Source organism: Enterobacter cloacae complex sp. 2024EL-00711, assembly GCF_047529885.1.
GTDB lineage: Bacteria > Pseudomonadota > Gammaproteobacteria > Enterobacterales > Enterobacteriaceae > Enterobacter > Enterobacter ludwigii.
Map to the genome: position 1 here is coordinate 104079 of NZ_JBLIZC010000005.1, position 24112 is coordinate 128190.

Consider the following 24112-nt stretch of genomic DNA (forward strand, 5'->3'; position numbering starts at 1 on the left):
TAGGCCGCATTATAGAACACGTCGGGTGGATTTCGTCTGCCACGAAGGGAAAATTGTGTCATAGTGCAGATTAAGCAAAATTAAGGAGTCAGCCAGAGCAATGAAACGTCCGGACTACAGAACACTACAGGCACTTGATGCAGTTATTCGTGAACGCGGTTTTGAGCGCGCAGCGCAAAAGCTTTGTATCACTCAGTCCGCCGTATCACAACGCATCAAACAGCTGGAGAACATGTTCGGGCAGCCTCTGCTGGTACGTACTGTTCCACCGCGTCCAACGGAGCAAGGGCAAAAGCTCCTCGCCCTGCTGCGCCAGGTTGAACTGCTCGAAGATGAGTGGCTGGGTGACGAACAGACCGGCTCAACGCCGCTGCTGCTCTCGCTGGCGGTGAACGCCGACAGTCTGGCAACCTGGCTGTTGCCGGCCCTTGCGCCGGTATTAGCAGACTCCCCGATTCGCCTGAATCTGCAGGTTGAAGATGAAACCCGTACGCAGGAGCGCCTGCGTCGCGGTGAAGTGGTTGGGGCGGTCAGTATCCAGCCTCAGGCGCTGCCGAGCTGTCTTGTCGATCAGCTGGGCGCACTGGACTACCTGTTTGTCGGCTCAAAAGCGTTTGCCGAGCGCTACTTCCCGAATGGTGTCACCCGCGCCGCGCTGCTGAAAGCCCCTGCGGTGGCGTTCGACCATCTGGACGATATGCATCAGGCCTTCCTGCAGCAAAACTTCGATCTGCCGCCGGGCAGCGTGCCATGTCATATCGTGAACTCGTCTGAAGCGTTTGTGCAGCTCGCACGTCAGGGCACCACCTGCTGTATGATCCCGCACCTGCAGATAGAGAAAGAGTTGAAAAGCGGTGAGCTGATTGACTTAACGCCGGGGCTGTATCAGCGCCGGATGCTCTACTGGCACCGTTTTGCGCCAGAAAGCCGCATGATGCGCAACGTCACCGACGCGCTGCTGGCGTATGGGCATAAGGTGTTGAGACAGGATTAAGGAACAATTCCCCTCTCCTGACGGGAGAGGGGGATCGTGAAGACAGATTACTGCGCTTTTGCCGGCTCAGTCTGCTGACTTTGGGTCGGCTGCAGCTGGAACACCACATCAACCTGATCGTCGAACTGAATCGTCGGCTGCTCATAAGTTTCCTGAGCAGACACCGGCGCCGCGTCGGCCTTCATCATCCGCACCATCGGGCTTGGCTGATAATTTGAGACGTGGTAACGCACGCTGTATACCGGACCGAGCTTACTGTTGAACCCGGACGCCAGCTGTTGCGCCTGATGGATTGCATCATCAATGGCGGCTTTACGCGCCTGGTCTTTGTATTTTTCCGGTTGCGCAACGCCCAGTGAGACGGAACGAATTTCATTCAGACCCGCTTTCAGCGCGCCATCCAGCAGCGAGTTCAGTTTATCGAGCTGACGCACGGTCACTTCAACGGTGCGCACGGCACGGTAGCCTTTCAGGATGCTTTTACCGTTCTGGTAGTCGTAATCAGGCTGGGTACGCAGGTTGGCAGAGCTGATGTCTTTTTTAGCGACACCGTTCTGCTCCAGGAAAGAGAGATATTGCGCAACACGATCGTCAGCCTGCTTCTTGGCAGAAGCGGCATCTTTCGCGGCCACGTTCACTTCAATTGCCAGCGTTGCAACATCGGGTACCGCATCCACGCTTGCGGTGCCTGAAGTGACGATGTGCGGGCCATCAGGCAATTCACTTGCCTGCACCGACACCGCACCTAAACTCACTAATGCCGCCAGGGCCATCACTTTAAACTTCACTGTCATTCCTCCATGTTGCGAAGAGTGCCCAACAACAGGGCGCATGCCAGCAAGCTTAGCGGCTCTCGCTCAGTTGTCCATAAGACAACGCTTAGTTGAGCAATTCCTGAACATGATGAATCCCCTCTTTTGCCAGCTGAAAGGCGATAAACCACATTACCACGCCCACCAGCGTGTTGATGATCCGCTGGGCTTTAGCGGTACGCAGACGCGGGGCCAGCCATGCCGCCAGAATCGCGAGACCGAAGAACCACAGGAATGAGGCGCTGACGGTACCCAGGGCAAACCAGCGTTTTGGCTCAACGTCGAGCTGCCCACCCAGGCTGCCCAGCACCACAAAGGTATCCAGATAAACGTGCGGGTTGAGCCAGGTGACCGCCAGCATGGTGACGATAATCTTCCAGCGGCCCTGCTTCATGACCTCGGCGCTCGCCAGTTCGAGATTGCTGCTCATTGCCGTTTTCAGCGCCCCGAACCCATAACACAGCAGGAACGCCACGCCACCCCAGGTCACCAGCGCCAGCAGCCAGGGAGACTGCATCAGCAGCGCACTGCCGCCAAAGATTCCGGCGCAGATCAGCAGCAAATCGCTCACCGCGCACAGCAGGGCAATCATGAGATGATACTGACGGCGAATGCCCTGGTTCATCACGAACGCGTTTTGCGGGCCAAGGGGAAGGATCATGGCCGCGCCTAATGCAAGGCCTTGAAAATAGTAAGATAACATGAATAAATTCTCAGCAAGTTGTCCTGGGAGCTGACTATACTGCGAGAATCTTATTAGAGGAAATTGATAATATTAATTGGTGATTAGTATTGCTAATAAAAAGGCCCGGTGGCGTTGCCGCTCACCGGGCCTCCTGAGGAAGAGGATTACTCGGCTTCTTTCTCGCGTTTAAGGTTCACGTCCATCTGTGGATACGGGAAGCTGATCCCGTTGGCATCAAAATCACGTTTGATACGTTCCAGAACATCCCAGTAAACGTTTTGCAGATCGCTGCTTTTGCTCCAGATGCGCACAACAAAGTTGATGGACGATGCCCCCAACTCGTTCAGGCGAACGGTCTGCTCTTTATCTTTCAGAATACGATCGTCGGAGGCAATGATATTGGCGATCAGCGATTTCACCTGATCGATATCAGAATCATACGCCACGCTGATAATCAGCTCGTTACGACGCACCGGCTCGCGGGAAAAGTTAATGATGTTGCCCGCGATGATTTTCCCGTTCGGTACCACCACGATACGGCCATCAACAGTTCGCAGGGTGGTTGAGAAAATCTGCACCTGCAGTACGGTGCCGGCAATACCGCCCAGGTCAACGTACTCGCCAGAGCGGAACGGACGGAAGGTTACCAGCAACACACCCGCAGCCAGGTTCGAGAGCGACCCCTGCAGCGCCAGACCAATGGCCAGACCGGCGGCACCGAGAACAGCAATCACCGAGGCAGTCTGTACGCCAACACGCCCCAGTGCAGCAATCAGCGTAAAGGCAATAATACCGTAGCGCACCAGTGCAGAGAGGAAGTCAGCCACAGTGGCGTCAATGTGACGCGCCAGCATCACGCGGTTTACGGCGTTTGATACGATACGTGCCACGATCATCCCGACGATGATGATGGCAATCGCCGCGACGATGTTAACGGCATAGCTCAGCAGCAGCGCCTGGTTGCGCACCAGCCAGTTACCGGCATTATTGATGCTGTCTACAACATCGAGTTGTTCCATTTAGTCTTCCTTTTGTTATCCCAAAAACACAAAATCCATCCCCCATGGAGACAGGCAGGTCAGTAAAGGGTAAACAAAAAGGACCGGTTTTGCCAAACAGATCACATAAACGGACCGGGCAGACCATTGAAAAAGCATAAAAAAAGGCCCGCATTCGCGGGCCTTCTGATGCTATGAGGAGCTTAAATTACAGAACATCAACCGCGTTCAGTTCTTTGAAAGCCTGCTCCAGACGCGCCACCATGGAAGTCTGCGCAGCACGCAGCCATACACGTGGATCGTAGTATTTCTTGTTCGGCTGGTCTTCGCCTTTCGGGTTGCCCAGCTGGCCCTGCAGGTAAGCTTCGTTCGTTTTGTAGTACTGCAGGATACCGTCCCATGTTGCCCACTGGGTGTCGGTATCGATGTTCATTTTCACTACGCCGTAGCTTACGGAGTCTTTGATTTCCTGAGCAGAAGAACCGGAACCGCCGTGGAAGACGAAGTTCAGGCTGTTGTGCGGCAGGTTGTGTTTCTTAGAAACGTATTCCTGAGAATCACGCAGGATGGTTGGGGTCAGAACCACGTTACCTGGTTTGTAAACGCCGTGTACGTTACCGAAGGACGCTGCGATGGTGAAGCGTGGGCTGATTTTGCTCAGCTCGGTGTAAGCGTAATCAACGTCTTCTGGCTGGGTGTACAGTGCAGAAGCGTCCATGTGGCTGTTGTCCACGCCGTCTTCTTCACCACCGGTGCAACCCAGTTCGATTTCCAGGGTCATGTCCATTTTGGCCATGCGCGCCAGGTACTTAGAGCAGATTTCGATGTTTTCGTGCAGGGACTCTTCAGACAGGTCGATCATGTGAGAAGAGAACAGTGGCTTACCGGTCGCTGCGAAGTGTTTTTCACCCGCGTCCAGCAGACCGTCGATCCACGGCAGCAGTTTCTTCGCGCAGTGGTCAGTGTGCAGGATAACCGGAACACCGTAGTGTTCAGCCATCTGGTGTACATGGTGCGCACCAGAGATTGCGCCCAGGATTGCCGCGCCCTGAGGAACGTCAGTTTTCACGCCTTTACCAGCGATGAATGCTGCGCCACCGTTAGAGAACTGAACGATAACCGGTGCTTTAACTTTTGCAGCGGCTTCCAGTACGGCGTTAATGGAGTCGGTACCAACGCAGTTAACTGCTGGCAGAGCGAAGTTGTTTTCTTTAGCTACCTGGAACACTTTCTGAACGTCATCACCAGTGATCACGCCAGGTTTTACGAAATCAAAAATTTTAGACATGTTGCTTAGTCCTGTATCTTCGGCCGTTAGAAAAGGTGCGAGCTCTTAAAGCGCGCTGAAAATTGGGCAGGTTTCCCTGCCCTTGAATGGCTTACTTCTTAGCGCGCTCTTCGAGCATTGCTACTGCTGGCAGTACTTTGCCTTCCACGAACTCGAGGAATGCGCCGCCACCAGTGGAGATGTAGGAGATCTTGTCAGAAATACCGAACAGGTCGATTGCTGCCAGCGTATCACCGCCGCCTGCGATAGAGAACGCTTCGCTGTCTGCGATAGCGTTAGCAACGATTTCAGTACCTTTGCGGAAGTTCGGGAATTCGAACACGCCAACAGGACCATTCCACAGGATAGTTTTTGCGTTTTTCAGGATTTCAGCCAGTTTCTGTGCAGAAACGTCGCCCAGGTCCAGAATCTGCTCATCATCTTTGATGTCGTTAACAGATTTCAGGGTCGCAGTCGCTGTTTCAGAGAACTCAGTCGCGACGCGAACATCCGTTGGAACCGGGATATCGCAGGTGGTCAGCAGACGTTTTGCTTCGTCAACCAGATCCGCTTCGTACAGGGATTTACCGACGTTATGGCCTTGTGCCGCCACGAAGGTGTTCGCGATACCACCGCCAACGATCAGCTGGTCAGCGATTTTAGACAGGGAATCCAGTACGGTCAGTTTGGTAGAAACTTTAGAACCACCAACGATTGCAACCATTGGACGAGCAGGTTCTTTCAGCGCTTTACCCAGTGCGTCCAGCTCAGCAGCCAGCAGAGGACCGGCACACGCAACGTCTGCGAATTTACCGATACCGTGGGTTGAAGCCTGCGCACGGTGAGCAGTACCGAAGGCGTCCATCACGAATACGTCACACAGTGCAGCGTATTTTTTGGACAGCGCTTCGTCGTCTTTCTTTTCGCCTTTGTTGAAGCGAACGTTTTCCAGAACAACCAGTTCACCGGCAGCGATGTCTACGCCGTCCAGGTAATCTTTTACCAGGCGAACCGGGTTGGACAGTTTGTCTTTCAGGTAATTAACAACTGGCAGCAGAGAGAACTCTTCATTGTACTCGCCTTCAGTTGGACGACCCAGGTGGGAGGTCACCATCACTTTAGCGCCCTGCTTCAGAGCCAGTTCGATGGTTGGCAGAGATGCACGGATACGCGCGTCGCTGGTCACTTTGCCATCTTTAACCGGTACGTTCAGATCAGCACGGATGAAAACGCGTTTACCAGCCAGATCCAGATCGGTCATCTTAATTACAGACATGGTGAATCCTCTCGTTGATTCTTAAAGTTTTGCAGACGCACGATGCGTCTTACCTGAAACCTTGAGCGGCCATTGCTAACGTGGTGTCGAGCATTCGGTTAGCAAAGCCCCATTCGTTATCACACCAGACCAGCGTCTTGATAAGGTGTGCGCCACTGACGCGCGTTTGAGTGCCATCGACAATGGCGCTGTGCGGGTCGTGGTTAAAATCTACTGAGACCAACGGTAATTCCGTATAGTCAACTATACCATGAAATGCCCCCTGTGCCGCTTTTTGCAGCAACAGGTTGACTTCACAGGCTTTTACCGGTTTTTTCACCGTCACGCTCAGGTCAATTGCGGTGACGTTAATCGTCGGTACACGTACGGCAATTGCTTCAAAACGATCATTAAACTGCGGGAAAAAACGGGTGATACCTGCCGCCAGTTTTGTGTCCACCGGAATGATTGACTGGCTCGCGGCTCGCGTGCGTCGTAAGTCCGGATGATAGGCGTCAATCACCTGCTGATCGTGCATCGCTGAATGAATCGTGGTTACGGTGCCGGATTCAATGCCATACGCATCGTCTAACAGTTTGATGACCGGAATAATGCAGTTGGTGGTGCAGGAGGCGTTGGAAACAATGCGGTGTTCGGCTTGCAGCTCATGCTGATTCACGCCAAATACGACGGTCGCGTCGAGGTCGTTGCTGCCAGGATGGGAAAACAGGACTTTTTTCGCACCTGCTGTCAGATGCGCTTCGCCATGCTCGCGGTTACCGTATACGCCAGTACAGTCAAGTACGATATCCACACCCAGTTCACGCCACGGTAGCCCGGCAATACTGCTCTCATGCAGCACGCGGATGGCATCGTCGCCGACAAACAGCTGATCTCTTTCCTGGCGAACATCCCAGGCAAAGCGTCCGTGGCTGGTGTCATATTTCAACAAATGCGCCATGCCCGCAGCATCCGCCAGTTCGTTGATAGCCACCACGGTTATTTCCGCCCGACGCCCGGATTCATATAAAGCACGAACCACGTTACGCCCGATGCGACCGAAGCCATTAATCGCTACGCGTACGGTCATAGATCTCCTGCAAAGCTATCCCTGAGTTTGAGGTGGCTGAAAGAGTAATCCAGCTACGCCCGAAGGGGAATCCTTGCTGTCACAAACTGCGATTGATTGGTCAATTGTCGAACATTTAATCGACTGAAACGCTTCAGCTAGAATAAGCGAATCAGTGAATAAAAGGAATGTCTGTCCAGAGCAATAAGCGCGCTATATGACTTGCGTCACATTTTGGATGGAATAATTCACAGGAACGTTACATGTTTGAGGAATAGTGGACATATAAAGCGGATAGCGTGAAAAAACAAAACGGTAACCCAAAGGTTACCGTTTAGGGTGTTTGCGCCCTCTTCTCAGTGAGAGCACGGACAGGGGCTCGCGCCCCTCCCCTACAAACGATTACAGCAGTTCTTTTGCTTTCGCGACAACGTTTTCAACGGTGAAGCCGAACTCTTCGAACAGCAGCTCTGCCGGAGCAGATTCACCAAAGGTGGTCATGCCGACGATTGCGCCGTTCAGGCCCACATATTTGAACCAGTAGTCAGCGATACCTGCTTCTACTGCCACGCGCGCGGTAACGGCTTTAGGCAGTACGGATTCACGGTAGGCTGCATCCTGCTTGTCGAACGCATCGGTAGACGGCATGGAAACCACGCGCGCTTTAACGCCTTCGGCAGACAGTTTTTCCCATGCGGCAACAGCCAGCTCAACTTCAGAACCGGTCGCGATGAAGATCAGCTCTGGCTGACCCGCGCAATCTTTCAGCACGTAACCACCACGGGCGATGTTCGCCAGCTGCTCTGGAGTACGTTCCTGCTGTGCCAGGTTCTGACGGGAGAGGATCAGTGCGGTTGGGCCGTCCTGACGCTCAACACCGTATTTCCACGCCACGGCGGACTCAACCTGGTCACATGGACGCCATGTGCTCATGTTTGGCGTCACGCGCAGGGAAGCCACCTGCTCTACCGGCTGGTGAGTTGGGCCATCTTCGCCCAGACCGATGGAGTCGTGGGTGTAGACCATCACCTGACGCTGTTTCATCAGCGCAGCCATACGCACGGCGTTACGCGCATACTCAACAAACATCAGGAAGGTAGATGTGTACGGCAGGAAACCACCGTGCAGGGAGATACCGTTCGCAATCGCGGTCATACCGAATTCACGCACACCGTAGTGGATGTAGTTACCGGCAGTGTCTTCGTTGATTGCTTTAGAACCAGACCAGATTGTCAGGTTAGATGGCGCCAGGTCAGCGGAGCCGCCCAGGAATTCTGGCAGCAGCGGACCGAACGCTTCAATCGCATTCTGAGAGGCTTTACGGCTGGCGATTTTGGATGGGTTCGCCTGCAGTTTAGCAATGAACTCGTTCGCTTTGGCGTCGAAGTCAGACGGCATGTCACCCTTCATACGACGGGTAAATTCAGCCGCTTCCTGTGGGAAGGCTTTCGCATAGGCAGCGAACTTCTCGTTCCATGCGGATTCTTTCGCCTGACCCACTTCTTTAGCATCCCACTGCGCGTAAATTTCAGATGGGATTTCGAAAGCAGGATATTTCCAGCCCAGCGCTTCGCGCGTCAGTGCGATTTCCGCGTCGCCCAGTGGCGCACCGTGGGAATCGTGGGTACCCGCTTTGTTTGGAGAACCGAAACCAATGATGGTTTTGCACATCAGCAGTGACGGCTTGTCCGTCACTGCGCGCGCTTCTTCTACTGCACGTTTAATCGAGTCAGCATCGTGACCGTCAACGCCACGCACAACGTGCCAGCCGTAAGCTTCGAAACGCTTCGCGGTGTCGTCAGTGAACCAGCCTTCAACGTGACCGTCGATGGAGATGCCGTTGTCGTCATAGAACGCAACCAGTTTGCCCAGCTTCAGGGTACCTGCCAGGGAGCACACTTCGTGAGAAATGCCTTCCATCATGCAGCCGTCGCCCATGAATGCGTAGGTGAAGTGGTCAACAATGTCATGACCTGGACGGTTGAACTGCGCGGCCAGGGTTTTCTCGGCAATCGCCATACCCACCGCGTTAGCAATACCCTGACCCAGCGGACCGGTGGTGGTTTCTACACCTGCGGTGTAACCCACTTCCGGGTGACCTGGCGTTTTGGAGTGCAGCTGGCGGAAGTTTTTCAGCTCTTCAATTGGCAGATCGTAGCCAGTGAGGTGCAGCAGGCTATAGATCAGCATTGAGCCGTGGCCATTAGACAGCACGAAACGGTCGCGGTCAGCCCAGGAAGGGTTCTGCGGGTTGTGGTTCAGGAAATCGCGCCACAGGACTTCGGCGATATCAGCCATCCCCATAGGGGCGCCCGGGTGGCCGGATTTGGCTTTCTGTACTGCGTCCATGCTCAGCGCACGAATAGCATTAGCAAGCTCTTTACGTGAGGACATTTTAACTCCAGATCGGACTGTTAAAGGCCATGCCCTTGACGACAGCGCGTTTTGGGCTACGCCGGAAAAAAGTGCCAACAATGTAACCCAAGCGGCATGTCATGTACATGGAGCATTCTTTTGCAGCTTAAGAAATCTCTGGATCATGCTCGCATGTTGCGCAATCTGCTCGCCCGGCCCCGTAGATATTCCTTATACTTAGCCCGACCCCGGCTTCGTTGCCGGTGCACTTTTCAGATTTTATTCAGATTAACGAGTACGGAAGCGACATCATGAAAATGCGTGCAATAGTGCTGGCCCTGGGTACAACGCTCCTGCTGAGCGGCTGTCAGAATATGGATTCTAACGGCCTGATGTCCTCAGGCGCAGAAGCCTTTCAGGCCTACTCCCTGAGCGACGCACAGGTTAAAGCGCTGAGCGACCAGGCCTGTAAAGATATGGACGGAAAAGCCACGCTTGCCCCGGCCAATAGTACCTACACGCAGCGTCTGAATAAGATAGCCTCCGCGCTGGGTGATAACATTAACGGCCAGCCGGTGAACTATAAGGTGTACATGGCCAAAGATGTAAACGCCTTCGCGATGGCGAACGGCTGCATCCGCGTTTACAGCGGGCTGATGGATATGATGACCGACAACGAAGTTGAAGCGGTTATCGGCCATGAAATGGGCCACGTTGCACTTGGCCACGTGAAGAAAGGCATGCAGGTTGCGTTAGGCACTAACGCCATCCGCGCCGCGGCGGCGTCTACGGGCGGTATCGTCGGCAGCCTGTCACAGTCGCAGCTTGGCGATGTGGGTGAAAAACTGGTTAACTCTCAGTTCTCGCAGCGTCAGGAATCCGAAGCGGATGACTACTCCTACGATCTGTTGCGCAAACGCGGCATTAATCCATCAGGTTTAGCCACCAGCTTCGAAAAACTGGCCAAACTGGAAGCCGGTCGCCAGAGCTCTATGTTTGATGACCACCCGGCGTCAGAAGAGCGCGCACAGCATATTCGCGACCGTATGGCCGCAGACGGAATTAAATAATTCGAAAGGAGGCATATTTGCCTCCTTTTTATTTCGCATGAATTGTTAATTTAACCGCACATATCGGTAATAGCGCTTGAGTACCTTTCTAAGCCGCGCAAACACTGGCTTATTGCCCTGAAACGTCTCGTCACATAATTATTGCAATCATTTACCATTCGGGTAATTATCGAGCTCGCAGTAATTCAATTTACAATATTAAGACAGAGACGTTCCCTCCGTGAAAAAAGAATTTTCATTAATTGCGTTAAGTTTATTCGCCGCATTACCCGCCGTTGCAAGCCAGCAATCCGACAGCAAAGGGTTTGTTGACGACAGCCATTTAGATCTGTTTTTACGCAATGCGTATATCAGCCGTGATTATCATCAGGGCCAGCAGGACAAAGCCGAATGGGGTCAGGGTATCGTTGCCACGTTTGAATCCGGCTATACCGAAGGGCTGGTTGGCTTTGGTGTGGACGGCATTGCCCAGTATGGCGTGCGTCTGGATGGCGGTCGTGGAAAGAGCGGCGCGGGCGGCATTGACTTCTTTAAACAGGAAGACGATGGCCGGGCTAAATCCGATCTGGCGAAATTTGGCGCCACAGCAAAAATGCGTATTTCCAATACCGTGCTGAGCTACGGTAACCAGCGTCCGGAATTACCGATTGTGAATGCCGACAATTCCCGTCTGCTGTTTGAAAGCTTTACCGGCACCATGCTGACCTCAAAAGAGATCGCGGGTCTGGAAGTGAACGCCGGTTACTTCACCGATGAGCAGCGCAAAAGTGACGACCGCCACGACAGTGGCCTGAAGAGCCTCTCCTTCGGCGGTGCGAGCTACCAGTTCAACGACCAGTTCAGCGGTGCGCTGTATGCCTCTCATGTGGAAGAGGTGATGAACAAGCAGTACCTGGGAATGAACTTCAAACAGCCGTTCAGCACCGGGCAACAGCTGGTGCTCGATTTCAACGGCTATAACTCACGCCTGGATCAGCGCTACGCAGACAGCCTTGATACCGGACGCAGCAATAGCATCTGGAGCCTGGCGGCAAGCTACATCTGGGATATTCATACCTTCAAGGTGGCGTATCAGCAGAGCAGCGGCAGCACCGGCTATCACTATGGCAGCTATCGCGATCAGGGTGGCGTAGGTGACGGCGGCAATACCATCTGGCTGGCGAACTCCTACTGGTCTGATTTCAACGGCGAAGACGAGCGCTCCTGGCAGGCTTCTTACGCGCTGGACTTCGGCGGTCTGGGCTTACCAGGCCTGAGCTGGACCACAGCTTACGTGCGTGGCGACAACATCAAGACCTCTGAAACCAGCAACGGTAAAGAGCATGAGTGGTTTAACCAGATCCAGTATCAGGTGCAGGACGGCCCGGCTAAAGATCTGAAACTGAAACTCCGTTACTCCGTCCTGCGCGTGTCCAGCAACGCCAGCGACTATAACGTGGGCGGGGATGAGATCCGCGCGTACGTGGAATACCCGTTTAACGTGTTCTGATTAAACCCCTCACCCGCCCTTCTCCCTAAGGGAGAGGGCTGGAGTGAGGGTAAACACGCTTAGTACAACGTCTTCTGCGGCGGCCCGGCAAACTTCAGCGCGCCAATCTGTCCCATCCGCACTTCCACTACCGACGGTCCTGGCATGGCAAGCGCTTCGGTCATCACCGCGTCAAAATCCTCCGCCCGTTCGACGCTCCACGCCTGTAACCCCATCGCATGCGCCAGCTGCGTAAAGTCCGGGGTATGCAGCTCGTTATAATACTGACGCCCGCCGAAATACTTATCCTGAATGCCGCGCATGACGCCGTAACCGCCGTCGTTCATCACCAGCAGCGTCACGTTGGCCTTCTCCTGCGCCAGCGTTGCCATCTCGCCCAGATTCAGGCTTACGCCACCATCGCCCACCAGCCCCACCACTTTGCGTTGCGGGTTGGCAATCGCCGTGCCAATCGCCATCGGTAGCCCCATGCCGATGGCGCCTGCCAGCGAGTGAATGTTCATCAGCGGTCCATTGGCGCGGAACAAACGGCTGCCCCACAGGCTTCCGGAAACGGTGATATCACGAACCAGCAGGCCATCTTGCGGCAGCGCGTTCTCGATGGCGTCGTTGAGCTTCGCATAAGCACCGCACTGCTCACGCAGCCCCGCAACAGCTTTCGCCAGCGCCTGCTGCACCTGCGTATCCCACTGCGCATCGCCCCATTCACGCCCCTGCGCTTTAGCCGCCAGCGCGGTTAACAGCGCCGCGCAGTCGGCCACAAGGGTTGTGTCCATCAGATAGTTGCGGCTCGCCGCCGCGGGGTCGATATCAATCTGGACGCGGGGATGCGGTAATTCAAGCGTCCACGAGCGGGTTTCGTTGCTGCGCAGGCGTGAGCCAGCGACCAGCGTAAAGTCGCACTGGGCGATCAACGCCTCAACTGACGGCGAGTTATGAAACGCCCGCAGGCTGGCGCGATGGCTGTCCGGCAGCACGCCGCGCGCGTGGGTGCTGGAGATAACCGTCACTCCCGCATCCGCCAGTTTTTTTACCGCATCAGCGCTACCGAGCGCTCCGCCACCCAGCCACAGCAGCGGCTGTCTGGCCTGTTTAAGCTGCGCCCACAGCGTGTCGACCACTGCCGTATCAACCGCGGAAACCGACGTCGGTTTCACCGGAGCGGTGATCAGCGACACGGGGATTTTCGCCCCCTGAATATCAATCGGGATCTCCACGGAGACCGGCCCGCACGGCGGAGTTTGCGCCTCCTGAATGGCCTTGTGAAGGATCGCTATCGCCTGGTTTGCGTTGCTGATGCGGTATGCCCGTTTTGAGCTGGCCTTCAGGAAGGTCAGCTGGTCGCGGGTTTCGTGGATAAAGCCGGTGTCGGCATCCAGCCAGGCTTTTTCCACCTGGCCCGTGATATGCAGCAGCGGCGTGCAGGCATTCATGGCTTCCACCAGCGCGCCGACGGCGTTACCCGCCCCGGCGCCGGTACTGGTCAGCGCCACACCGAGCCCGGAAAAACGGCCGTGGGCATCGGCCATGGTGACCGACCCCGCTTCGCCACGTGCGGGCACAAAGCGAATATTCCCGCGCTGCCCTACCGCATCGGCGATGGGTAAATTGTGGATGGAGATGACGCCGTAGATGGCCTCAACCTGATACTGCTCCAGCGTTCTGGCGATGGCGTCGCCGACGGTTATCATTTCGCTCATTACTCACCCTTTCTCAGTCGCACCAGTGGTTGACGCTGTTACCCGTCGCCAGATAAATGCTCTTTTGCTGCATCCAGGCTTTCAGCCCCTGAATGCCCTTTTCGCGGCCCAGACCGCTCTCTTTAAAGCCCCCGAACGGGGTCGAAATCGCAAACACTTTGTAGGTGTTTATCCACACCGTGCCCGCTTCAAGCTGCTCGCTCAGGCGCAGGGCGCGCCCGGTATCCCGCGTCCAGATCCCGGCGGCAAGGCCATAAACGGAGTCATTCGCCTCACGGATCAACGCGGCTTCATCGCTAAAGGGCATCGCCACCAGCACCGGGCCGAAGATCTCCTCCTGACAGGCGCGCGCGCTGTTGCTCAGGCCTTCGATGATGGTGGGCTGGAAGTAACTGCCGTTTGCCAGCAGTGGATCGGCAGGGATCTCCCCGCCACACAGGACGCGGCCCCCTTCACGCTTTGCCAGTTCAACGTAAGCCTGCACGCTCTTGCGGTGCGCGTCGTTAATCAGCGGTCCCACATGGGTGCCGTCGGTAAAGGGATGCCCGACCCGCAGGCCGCGCGTTAACTCGAGCAGCCTCGCCATCAGTGGGGTGTAAAGGCGCTCATGGATAAAGAGCCGCGAACCGGCAATACAGGCCTGACCCGCCGAGCTGAAAATGCCGTAGCAGATCCCGCGCGCAGCCAGCTCAACGTCGGCATCTTCCAGTACGATGGTCGGGGATTTACCGCCCAGTTCCAGCGAGGCCGGGATCAATTTTTCCGCCGCCACGTGCGCCAGATGACGGCCCGTGGTGGTGCCACCGGTAAAGGAGATTTTTCGCACTTTCGGGTGACGCGCCAGCGCATCGCCAATCACCGAGCCTTTGCCCGGCAGCACGCTCAGCAGCCCGGCGGGTAAGCCTGCCTGCTCAAAAATACGCGCCAGCTCCAGCGCCATCAGCGGGGTGGCTTCGGCTGGTTTGAGAACCACCGCGTTACCGGCAGCAATGGCCGGCGCCACTTTCTGCATTTCGCTGGCAATGGGGGAATTCCAGGGCGTGATAGCCGCCACCACGCCGAGCGGTTCATATCGGCTGAGGGTAAGCACATCAGGCTGGCGTGGGGTCGGCAATTCACCTTCCAGCAGCTCGCAGGCGGCGGCAAAATAACGCGCCGTGCCTGCCGCGCTCATCACCAGCCCCTGCGCTTCCGCCAGCGGTTTACCGTTGTCGCGACTCTGCATGCGGGCCAGTTCATCGACGCGGGATTCGATCAGATCCGCCACCTTATGCAGGATCTTTGCACGCGCATGCGGCAGGCTGTTACGCCAGGCCGGATCGCGCCACGCGCGCTCTCCGGCGTCGATAGCCTCCTGCAGATCGTCCAGGCTTGCCGCGTGGAGCGTGGCGTTCACCGCACCGTCTGCCGGGAAATGGCTCTGCATCAGGTTACCGCCGCCACGCCGCCAGTTGCCGCCAATGAAAATGTTAAGATCGTCCATCGTCGCTCCTCAGCGCTGCGTCAGTTCACGGCAGGCGCGAACCGCGCTGAGTGCCGCCAGGGTGGAGGTTTTGGGGTTGCTGGCAAGCGGTAGCCCGCTCAGCTCCAGATGGAACTCGCCAAACATCCCTTCGACGTGCAGCGTGTGGGTATTGCGTTGAGTGGCCGGGTCAACCATCAGTTGCACGCGGGTGTCATCCATCCCCACGCCGCCAAGTGCCACGGTCGCCGCCACGTTGGCGTTGGCCGGAAACAGTCGTGCCGCTTCGCGTGCGCTGCCTTCAAAGAAGATCTGCGCCTCGGACACGGCGTTAAGATCGATAAGCTGCTCGGCATAGCTGCCGCGCCAGCTGGCCGGGCTTTTACGCGACTGGTAGGTCACCTTCTCAAGCCCGCCCTCTTTTGCCGCCGCCAGGCCATCAATGCCCGCCACCGCCCCGGAGAGCAACGTCAGCTTTCCGCCTGCGTTAAGCAGACGCTGTTCCAGCGCGCTGTCTGCCAGCGCTCCGGTGGAGATCACCGCCAGATGCCATCCACGGCGTAAAATCGCTTCCCCGTACTGCGCCACCGCCTGCTGGCTGGCACATTCCAGCACCAGATCGGGAGTATCCGTACATAATGCGGGCGAGGTCAGTGCCACCACCGCATCGCCAAACTGCTGGCGAATCGCGGCATGATGCGTCTCGCGCGCCACGATCCAGCCGATGGCCACCTGCTCGGGCAGACGCTCAATGACCGCCTGCGCCATGGCACCGTAGCCGATTAACATGATTTTTTTCATGATGTGTCCTTACAGATGACGGCAGAAGCCGCCGGAAACGTCCAGCGCCGCACCGGTGGTAAACGAAGCCAGCGGCGACGCGAGGAACAGCAGAGCCTGCGCAGGCTCCTGCGGCTTACCGAGACGCGCCATCGGAATGCCGCGTTTGCGGGCAATATCCGCCGTCCACTGCGGCCAACTCTGACTTTTATCCGCCCGGTTCTCAAAGCGACGCCGCCACTGGCCGGATTCCACCATGCCAAGCAAAATGGAATTCACGCGGATGCCCTTACTCACCAGCTCTTTCGAGAGCGTGAGCGTCATATTGAGCAGCGCGGCACGTGCTGCGGAGGTGGCAATCATGTGTTCCTCTGGCTGCAGCGCCAGCAGCGAGTTCACGCAGGTAATGGAGGCAATATCCGATTGCTCCAGCTGCAGCTGAAAAGCCTGTACGGGGTTAATCACCCCAAACAGTTTCAGTTCGGCTTCATGCAGCCAGGCCTCGCGCGGGGTGTCATTGAAGTGCGCCACATACCCCTGTCCGGCGTTATTAATCAGCAAGTCTGTCCCGCCAAAGCGGGACTTAACGGCCTGGGCAAAGGTCTGAACCTGGTCTGCATCCAGCACGTCGCAGCGGTGAGAGAAAATCTCGCCATCAGGGAATTCGTTTTGCAGCGACGCATGCGCGCTGGCAAGCCGGTCCGGGTCGCGGCCACAGAACGCCACTTTTGCCCCCTCGCCCAGCAGCAAGCGCAGTGTTTCAAAACCAATGCCAGAAGAACCGCCGGTGACTACCGCTACGCGCCCGTCAATTTGTGCATTCATCGCGCACCTCTTCGTTGATACGTAAAAGCTGTTGATTAAAAAACGCGTCGTTATCGAGATAGCTGGCGTGCCCGGCCAGGGGAATCGCGGTAAACGGCATGCCGTAACGTAGCGCCAGCCCCTGAACCAGCTCAGGCTGGGTAATGGCGTCCTGCTCACCGCACCAGACTTCAAAGTCACCGGCGTAACGCTTCAGCCAGCCGTGAATATCGTCATGTGCCAGCATCCATGCGGCAGCGAGGTAGCCTTCCGGGCGCAGTTTGCGCATGCCCGCCGCAACGGTGGCAATATCGTCCTCACGCGCGCCCGGGCGTAATAATTTAGCGGCCCGGGTTTGCGCCAGGATCTCGCCCCCAAGCGCCATCTGCTGCTCCCGGTTACGCCAGACCTGCTCGCGCTGCGCCGGCTCGGCCTGGCCGTAACCCTGCGCGGCATCGGCCAGTACCAGATGCAGCACGCGTTCGGGATACTTCGCCGCAAAGGCGCTTGCCACCAGCGCCCCAAGCGAATGCCCGACCAGAACGACCTGCCAGACGCCCGCGCGGTCCAGCATGGCCGCCAGCGCGTCGGCGTAATCCCCCGCGTTGGCGCGCTCAACCACCAGCATCGGGCTTTCGCCATAACCGGGCATGTCCCACGCCAGCACGCGAAAACCGTTCAGCGCCATCTGTTTATGCCAGGAGGCAGCGCCGGAGCTGATGCCGTGGAGCAGCATCAGCGGGATGCCGCTTCCCTGTTCACGAAAGCCCGTCATCGCGCCCCCTTAGTTCCGCTTCACTTTCGACAGCGGGTGATCGGCCGGATAGGTCGGAATTTCCGGCTTGTTGGTGCCGAGCATCACGCACATCAGCGCCTCTTCTTCACCATGATTGAACAGACCGCGATAGATGCCCGGCGGAACGGAGATCAGATCGCGTTCGCGCAGCACGGTTTCGGTGTAGTGATCGCCGTCCTGGATCATCAGCGTGATCTGCCCTTTAAGCATGAAGAACACCTCTTCCACGTCGTCATGCAGATGCAATGGCCCCTCGCACTTCGACGGCAGCACCATGGTGGAGAAGGTAAAGTGCTCAGCCGGCACGGTATTGGTATCGCTTGCCACGCCCGTCGCCCCGGTACCGATGTAGCGCATCTGCGCACGGCGGTATTTAGGATCGAAATCGGCCTGGAACTTCAGCGCGTTCCAGTCATATTTACGCCCTTCAAAGCGCGCAATGCGCGACTCGACCCACTCTTCCATGGTCAGATGGTCAGGTTTAATGCCTGGTTTTGCAGTTACGGTTGAATCAGTCATGACACTCTCCTCAGTAACGTCTCAGCAGCGGCAGTAACAGGACGCAGCCCACCGCCGCCATCACCGCCAGAAAAATCAGCCCGGAATCCATGCTGTGGGTGAAGGCGATCAACGCGCCCATCACCGCCGGCGACAGCGCGCCCGCAAAGTTTCCCAGCCCGTTGAAAATACCGCCCGCCGTCGCGCTCACCCGGGGATGGGTAGCCTTCGCCAGCAGTGCGAAAATGTTCGGCGCACCGGTGCCCCACATAAAGGTGCTAAAGCTCATCGCCGCGATAACGGCCAGCGGAGTATCAAGATGCATGACCGCCGTCAGGCCTAACCCCGCGCCAGCCATCGAGATAAAGCAGGCCACCGCGCGTTTATCGACCCGGTCAGAAAGCCATGCGCCAATCACCTCACCCGCCAGCATGGCAATAAACGGCATCGACGACAGCCAGCCCGCGTGTTCAAGATGAATGCCTTTCCCTTTAATCAGGTAACCCGGCAGCCAGCCATTGATTCCCCACAGGTAGGTGAGAAACGCGATGTTAAAGATGCAGATAATCCAGAAGTGCGGGCTGACAAACAGCTCGCGCCGCGCGGCACGTCGTTCATCCTGTGATTCGCGATCCGCAGCCGGTTTGGCACCCAGACGGATCCCGCGCAGACCGATGCGCACGAACACCAGCACCGGCACGGTGAGCATCGCCATCACAAAGAAGGTGCTCTGCCAGCCGAAGGCATTCAGCAGCCAGATAGAAAGAGGGAAGCCAATCGCCGCGCCTACCGGGGTACCCAGCAGCCACAACATGGTGGCTCGCGCCTGCAGATGCTGTGGGAAGTTATGCCGCACAATGGCAAACGCCAGCGGAAACAGCGGCCCTTCTGCCACGCCCAGCAAAATGCGCAGGACGATCATGACCGTGTAGTTATGGGTAAACCCCATGGCCACCATCAGCACGCACCACACCACCATCATGCCGGTGAGCAGGCGAAGCGGTGCAATCTTGTCCCCCAGTCCGCTTAAAAAGACCGATGAGAAGCCGTAGCTCAGCAGAAAGGCGCTCATCAGAATGCCGAGGCGCGTGGTGTCAAAATCAATGCCCATCGCCTGCTGAAAATGGCTGTCGGAAAAGAGCGCCGCAATGCTGATTTTGTCGAAAAATGCCAGCAGTACGCAGGCCAGCAATGACAGCGGGATGGCCCAGCGCACCGCTTTTTCGGGCGTGCGGGTGCCCTCACCGCTTGCCTCAACCGGCGCGGTGTTAGTCTCAAATGTGGTCATGTCTCCCCCTACGGGTGCGGGTTAGCTATCGCAATGACATCAGTGAAAAAGTCGGGTCAGCCAGCGGCACATCGGACAGATCCCTTCCGGCAGCCATCCAGCGCTTCGCCAGCTTGACGGTACGCGCATCGTTGAACGCCACCAGCTGGATCAGCCGTCCGTTTTCATCCAGTGAGAAAAACAGCGCATTATCCCGGGCAAGGGTTGTGCAGCCGGCCTGCGGAATACCGAGGATCTGAATGTTGTGCTGGTATTGATCCGACCACAACCACGGCGCGTCGTCATAGCCGGGGGCATCGGGAATGAGCATGGCCTTTGCCGTGGCAACCGCCTGATTCTGGGCAAAGGCCCACGACTGAATGCACAGCCCATAGTGATGGTGCTGGGCCACATCACCGGCAGCAAAAATAAACGGATCCGACGTTCGCCCCTGAGCGTCCACCACGATCCCGCGCTCAGTCTGCAGACCCGCATCGCGCGCCAGCTCCAGATTGAGATCAACACCGATCCCGACGACCACGGCATCAAAGGTTTCACGCTTGCCGTCACAGTGAATGACCGGCAGACCATTGTTATCTTCCAGCTCCAGCGCTCCGCAGCCGGTGCGGATATCCACGCCCTGTTCGCGGTGAAGTGTTTCCAGCTGCTGCGATACCTCGGCGCTCACCGAACGCATGCACAGCGCGGGCTGCTGCTCAAACAGCGTCACGGCGACGCCACATTTACGCGCGGAGGCCGCAATCTCCAGGCCAATCCAGCCTCCGCCGATAATCGCCAGGTTTTGACTCTCTGCCAGGCGCGCCTTCAGCCGCTGTGCGTCCTGCCAGTGGCGCAGGGTATAGACCTGCGGGTGGGCCGCCCACGCGTCGCCCGGCAGACGCGCCCGACCACCGGTAGCGATTAAAAGAATGTTGTAACTAAGGCATTCACCGTTGCTTAAGCGCACCGTTTTCGCGTGACGATCGAGAGATTCCGCGCGCACCGGCCGGCACCATGTCAGGTTCAATGCCTGTTGCGCCGCTTCAGGAAAGAGACGCGGTAGCGGCGCGTCCGGCTCCAGTAACGCAGCCTTGGACAGCGGCGGGCGTTCGTAGAAATCCCACGCCTCTTCCGCCACGACGCAAATCTCGCCGTCGAAGCCTTCGTCACGCAGGGTTTTCGCCGCCCAGCCACCTGCCTGACCGCCGCCAATAATGACAATGCGCGAGGTCATACCGCCTCCGGCTTTTTCTGCTGACGGCGAGTGTCGTGGTCAATCCCACCCTCAACCGCCCACTCGGTGAACGACACCAGCGAATGTTCCAGCTCGCGCGGCTGCCAGTTTTCGGTGAGGTAATCATCGTTGGTGTAGTATTCAAACGCCCCGCCGGTTGGGCTGTTGACGTACCAGAAATAGGCCGAGGAGACCGGATGACGCCCCGGGCCAATAAAGGTGCTCCAGGCGTTTTTGTTCATCGCTATCCCACCGCCGATCACCTCGTGAATGTCGCGTACGGTAAAGGCCACGTGGTTCAGACCCCGCTTACGGTTAGGCAACTGAAGAAGGAACAGGTTGTGATGCCCGCCGCGCACGCCACAGCGCAGGAACACCGCACGGTTGATGTAGCGGTCAGACACCTGGAACCCAAGCACCTCACGGTAGAACGTCTCCACCGCCGCCAGCTCCTCCACGAAGAACACCACGTGGCCTACATTAATAGGCTGGGCGCGATCGTAGACCGGGCTTGGCGTGTCGATACGGCGGGCATCGCCCCACTGGTTAATCGGCTCGACGTTCAGCTCCACCGGCACCTGATGGCTGACCTGTACGCGCAGGGTCATGCCGTTCGGATCGCGGCACTCCAGCGCGTCGCCCACCTCACGAAAACCGGGCTGCTTCTCAAGCTTCGGGCGCAGCGCCTCCAGATCGTCCCGGGTGGCGACTGCCCAGGTCATCCGGCGCAACGTATTTCCTGCTTCAAACGCTGGTGGCAGGTCAGGGCTGTCGACAGGATTTAGCTCCACGCGCGCGCCGCTCAGGGTAGTAAAACGCTGGCCGCTGGCATCGCCCGTCAGGCCAAAATCACGCATAAATTTGGCGCAGTGCGTCAGGTTTTCGACGCCAAATTCCAGCTTTTCAATTCCGGTTATACACATCGTTCGTTGCCTCGTCTGGCCCAGATTGGGCGTAAAACATGCCCGACGCAATGAAGCGCCTGGCGTTAACCTGATGATTTAACTGGCCTGTGACAAATACCCTAAGAAGCCAGAAATTTTATCCGCCGCCATGCGGACATCGTTTTGCAGGCGCTCGCGATCGGTCTGCGGGATCTCCTCCGAAGGCACCAGAATGCTCACCACGGCCGCCACCCTTCCGCTGCGGTCATACACCGGATAAACGATGGAGGAGATGCCATGACGGAAGAAGGATTCGCCGATCACATAGCCGCGTGCTTTGTCCTGCTGCACCATCTGCCACAACGCTTCGCGGTCGTGGATCTGGCCCGGCGTGTTGCCCGGCAGACGTTCGTGCGGGAACAGCTGTTCGAAATCGGCTCGCGAAATATCGGTCAGCAGCATGCGACCCAGCGACGTGCAGTGCACCGGCAAACGGGTACCAATGCTCACCTGATTGATGCGAGAACCGGCGGCGCTGACGCGGGCGATATAGATGATGTCGCGCCCGTCGCGGATCGCCAGATGACTGCTGCACTGGCTGACGTCACGCAGCTGCTCGATGACCGGCTGACCGACCTGCGCCACATCCAGTGAGGCGATGTATTCAAAGCCCAGACGCAGGACGTTCATGCCAAGTGAGAAGGTATTGGTTCGCGTGTTGCGCTCCAGAAAACCCATGTATTCCAGCGTTTGTACCACGCGGTAGGCGGTGGCTTTCGGCATATCGACCAGCCTGTGCAGCTCGGCAAAGGTCAGTTCACGGTGCTGCTCGCCAAAGGCCAGCAGCAGCTGTAAGCCTCGCTCCAGCCCGGGCACCAGGTACTTCACTTCGTGATCGCTTGCCATAGTTGCTTTACCTCAGTTAAAGACAAAACCGCCGTTGACCGGAATCAGCTGTCCGGTGATAAACCGCGACAGATCGCTTAACAGCCAGACCACGCTGCCGGTGACGTCTTCCGGCTGCTGCGCCCCGGTGAGCGCCCGGCCGTTTTCGTAAAGCTGATGCCGCTCTGCAGGGACATATTCCGTCGCTTCGACGCGGGTTAAGCCCGGGGCGATGGCGTTAATACGAATGCGTTTTTCACCCAGCTCACGTGCCATTGAACGGGTCATGGCAATCACGGCGCCCTTGCTGGCCACGTAGGCCATCAGGCGCGGCGCGCCCCACAGCGCGGTATCGGAAGCCACATTGACAATGGCTGCCCCTTCGCGCAGCAGCGGTACCGCATCCCGGGTAACCAGCCAGGTGCCTTTAACGTTAACGCTCATCACCCGGTCCCACAGATCCGGATCGTAATCAAGCATGTCCTTGCCGCCGACCCCGGTCGCCATCGCCGCGTTATTGACCAGACCGTCGATCGGTCCCTGTTCGCCAATGGTGCTGAACACCCGCGAAATGGAGAGCGGATCGGCCAGATCGATAACGTGTGATTCAATCGCATAGCCCTTCTCACTTAAGCCATGCGCGCTTTCAGCCAGCTCGCCCTGAAGGATGTCGCACATCACCACCGCTGCGCCCTGCTCTGCGCAGGCTTTCGCGAAATGAAAGCCCAGCCCACGCGCGGCACCGGTTACCACGATGCGTTTCCCGTTCAGCAGCCCATTCATCAGGCGGCTCCCTGCTGAGCTTCACGCGCCGCCAGCTGCTCTTTCGCCGCTTTTTGCATCATGCGGCGCAGGCGCGAAAGGCCCACATCATGCTGGTAAAGGTATTCATGTTCCCGTGCATCTGGCGCCATGCTCTCCAGCACCACGCGGTCCTGCTCAAGGACTTCCCAGTGCAGTTTTTCCAGACGGTTACGGTACATGAAACGCCACATATCGCGCTGCCAGCCCTGCACGCGGCGGATACGCCAGAAGAAGACGCGGCAGTTATCGTTATCTTCCGGCACCACCATGCCAACAATGAAGAAGTGACCGCCCGGCCCGAAACGCTTCTTATAAGGAATGGACAAACGCATCCAGTAGGTGCCGCTGTTGCCCAGCTCAACCCAGTCGAAGTTGACGCCGCTCTGGCCTTTTTTCTCGAAGATAAACCCGGTTTTCGTTGGCTGCAGAACCATATCCGCTTTGCGATCCCCTTCCGCCATAGAGTGCGACGAAGAGTGCAGATAGGTGCCGTGCATCGGGTCCATCACGTTTTCCAGTGCGTACTGGTAATTGCATTTCCACGCGGCGGTGCAGAGAAAATTGCTGTAGGCGTCGGTGTCAGCCAGTTCGTCCGGGAAGCTCAGTTCGTCGGGTTGCTGATCGGCGGTAACGCCAAACCAAAGGAAGATGGCTCCGTGCACTTCCTGCACGTTGTAGCTGCGCACACACTGCTGGCCGACCAGCGGACATTTATCCACCGCAGGCACATCCTTCACTTCGCCGTTGCCCGCCACTTCCACGCCGTGATACCAGCAGGCGATACGATCGCCCAGATTCCAGCCCATCGACAGACGCGCGCCACGGTGCGGACAGCGATCTTCCAGCGCCTGCACCTGTCCATCTTTGTTGCGCCAGACCACAATCTGTTCGCCCAGACGGGTGATCCCCACGGGCGCAGACTGAACTTCCCAGCTCGCCAGCACCGGGTACCAGAGGCCGCGCAGACCTTTATCAAGATAGTTTTGTACGGTAGTCGTCATCGC

At 57.3% G+C, this 24112-nt stretch carries 22 protein-coding genes; 3 read left to right on the forward strand and 19 right to left on the reverse strand.

The window, feature by feature from the left end; translation table 11 throughout:
- Positions 1 to 100 precede the first annotated feature (100 nt).
- Entirely contained in the window at positions 101 to 994 is an 894-nt protein-coding gene (gene argP / locus ACMVME_RS15180) for a DNA-binding transcriptional regulator ArgP (protein ID WP_008499727.1), read from the forward strand.
- Positions 995 to 1041: 47 nt separating this feature from the next.
- On the opposite strand, the gene ACMVME_RS15185 is transcribed toward argP, so the two are convergent.
- The 7 genes from ACMVME_RS15185 to tkt form a co-directional block, all read right to left on the reverse strand.
- Positions 1042 to 1782, reverse strand: coding sequence for an oxidative stress defense protein (locus ACMVME_RS15185; RefSeq protein WP_025203272.1), 741 nt, complete (start codon positions 1780 to 1782; stop codon positions 1042 to 1044).
- 91 nt (positions 1783 to 1873) lie between these two features.
- Positions 1874 to 2509 carry an arginine exporter ArgO gene (gene argO / locus ACMVME_RS15190; protein ID WP_068795001.1) on the reverse strand — a complete coding sequence of 212 codons (636 nt, stop codon included), beginning with the start codon at positions 2507 to 2509 and terminating at the stop codon, positions 1874 to 1876.
- A gap of 146 nt (positions 2510 to 2655) precedes the next feature.
- Positions 2656 to 3510: a small-conductance mechanosensitive channel MscS gene (gene mscS / locus ACMVME_RS15195; protein WP_014171534.1), complete on the reverse strand. Its 855-nt coding sequence runs from the start codon at positions 3508 to 3510 to the stop codon at positions 2656 to 2658.
- A 187-nt stretch (positions 3511 to 3697) separates the two neighbouring features.
- Complete coding sequence (gene fbaA, locus ACMVME_RS15200; protein WP_014171535.1) at positions 3698 to 4777, reverse strand: class II fructose-bisphosphate aldolase; 1080 nt, start codon at positions 4775 to 4777, stop codon at positions 3698 to 3700.
- A gap of 91 nt (positions 4778 to 4868) precedes the next feature.
- On the reverse strand, positions 4869 to 6032 hold the full coding sequence (pgk, locus tag ACMVME_RS15205) for a phosphoglycerate kinase (RefSeq protein ID WP_014171536.1): 1164 nt from the start codon (positions 6030 to 6032) through the stop codon (positions 4869 to 4871).
- Between the two features lie 49 nt (positions 6033 to 6081).
- Positions 6082 to 7101 carry an erythrose-4-phosphate dehydrogenase gene (epd, locus tag ACMVME_RS15210; protein WP_014171537.1) on the reverse strand — a complete coding sequence of 340 codons (1020 nt, stop codon included), beginning with the start codon at positions 7099 to 7101 and terminating at the stop codon, positions 6082 to 6084.
- Positions 7102 to 7482: 381 nt separating this feature from the next.
- Positions 7483 to 9474, reverse strand: coding sequence for a transketolase (tkt, locus tag ACMVME_RS15215; protein WP_020883715.1), 1992 nt, complete (start codon positions 9472 to 9474; stop codon positions 7483 to 7485).
- Between the two features lie 272 nt (positions 9475 to 9746).
- On the opposite strand from tkt, the gene ACMVME_RS15220 reads away from it, so the two are divergent.
- Together ACMVME_RS15220 and ACMVME_RS15225 are read left to right on the forward strand one after the other, a co-directional pair.
- A complete protein-coding gene (locus ACMVME_RS15220; RefSeq protein ID WP_020883714.1) occupies positions 9747 to 10505 on the forward strand; it encodes a M48 family metallopeptidase in 759 nt (252 codons plus the stop codon).
- A 220-nt stretch (positions 10506 to 10725) separates the two neighbouring features.
- Positions 10726 to 11994: an OprD family outer membrane porin gene (locus ACMVME_RS15225; protein ID WP_025203270.1), complete on the forward strand. Its 1269-nt coding sequence runs from the start codon at positions 10726 to 10728 to the stop codon at positions 11992 to 11994.
- A 59-nt stretch (positions 11995 to 12053) separates the two neighbouring features.
- On the opposite strand, the gene ACMVME_RS15230 is transcribed toward ACMVME_RS15225, so the two are convergent.
- From ACMVME_RS15230 to ACMVME_RS15285, 12 genes are all read right to left on the reverse strand, one after another.
- Entirely contained in the window at positions 12054 to 13694 is a 1641-nt protein-coding gene (locus ACMVME_RS15230; protein WP_014171541.1) for a thiamine pyrophosphate-binding protein, read from the reverse strand.
- Between the two features lie 13 nt (positions 13695 to 13707).
- A complete protein-coding gene (locus ACMVME_RS15235; RefSeq protein WP_068795003.1) occupies positions 13708 to 15177 on the reverse strand; it encodes an aldehyde dehydrogenase in 1470 nt (489 codons plus the stop codon).
- Positions 15178 to 15186: 9 nt separating this feature from the next.
- Positions 15187 to 15957, reverse strand: a complete 771-nt coding sequence (locus tag ACMVME_RS15240) for an aspartate dehydrogenase (RefSeq protein ID WP_020883712.1) — start codon at positions 15955 to 15957, stop codon at positions 15187 to 15189.
- 9 nt (positions 15958 to 15966) lie between these two features.
- On the reverse strand, positions 15967 to 16761 hold the full coding sequence (locus ACMVME_RS15245) for an SDR family oxidoreductase (RefSeq protein WP_032678938.1): 795 nt from the start codon (positions 16759 to 16761) through the stop codon (positions 15967 to 15969).
- Positions 16745 to 17515, reverse strand: coding sequence for an alpha/beta fold hydrolase (locus ACMVME_RS15250; protein ID WP_020883710.1), 771 nt, complete (start codon positions 17513 to 17515; stop codon positions 16745 to 16747). The genes ACMVME_RS15245 and ACMVME_RS15250 overlap by 17 nt, the downstream gene beginning before the upstream one ends.
- A 9-nt stretch (positions 17516 to 17524) precedes the next feature.
- The gene (locus ACMVME_RS15255; RefSeq protein WP_014171547.1) at positions 17525 to 18055 is read right to left on the reverse strand and encodes a cupin domain-containing protein; all 531 of its coding nucleotides are present in this window, start codon (positions 18053 to 18055) and stop codon (positions 17525 to 17527) included.
- A gap of 10 nt (positions 18056 to 18065) precedes the next feature.
- Positions 18066 to 19322 (reverse strand): MFS transporter, encoded by a 1257-nt coding sequence (locus ACMVME_RS15260; RefSeq protein WP_025203265.1) that lies wholly within the window; start codon positions 19320 to 19322, stop codon positions 18066 to 18068.
- A 25-nt stretch (positions 19323 to 19347) separates the two neighbouring features.
- Positions 19348 to 20535 (reverse strand): NAD(P)/FAD-dependent oxidoreductase, encoded by a 1188-nt coding sequence (locus ACMVME_RS15265; protein WP_068795004.1) that lies wholly within the window; start codon positions 20533 to 20535, stop codon positions 19348 to 19350.
- Positions 20532 to 21458, reverse strand: a complete 927-nt coding sequence (locus ACMVME_RS15270; RefSeq protein ID WP_040018853.1) for a VOC family protein — start codon at positions 21456 to 21458, stop codon at positions 20532 to 20534. Before ACMVME_RS15270 ends, ACMVME_RS15265 begins: the two co-directional genes overlap by 4 nt.
- A 78-nt stretch (positions 21459 to 21536) precedes the next feature.
- Entirely contained in the window at positions 21537 to 22325 is a 789-nt protein-coding gene (locus ACMVME_RS15275; RefSeq protein WP_020883705.1) for an IclR family transcriptional regulator, read from the reverse strand.
- 12 nt (positions 22326 to 22337) lie between these two features.
- The gene (locus tag ACMVME_RS15280) at positions 22338 to 23087 is read right to left on the reverse strand and encodes an SDR family oxidoreductase (RefSeq protein WP_063156838.1); all 750 of its coding nucleotides are present in this window, start codon (positions 23085 to 23087) and stop codon (positions 22338 to 22340) included.
- Positions 23087 to 24109, reverse strand: coding sequence for an aromatic ring-hydroxylating oxygenase subunit alpha (locus tag ACMVME_RS15285; RefSeq protein ID WP_020883703.1), 1023 nt, complete (start codon positions 24107 to 24109; stop codon positions 23087 to 23089). The genes ACMVME_RS15280 and ACMVME_RS15285 overlap by 1 nt, the downstream gene beginning before the upstream one ends.
- Positions 24110 to 24112 lie beyond the last annotated feature (3 nt).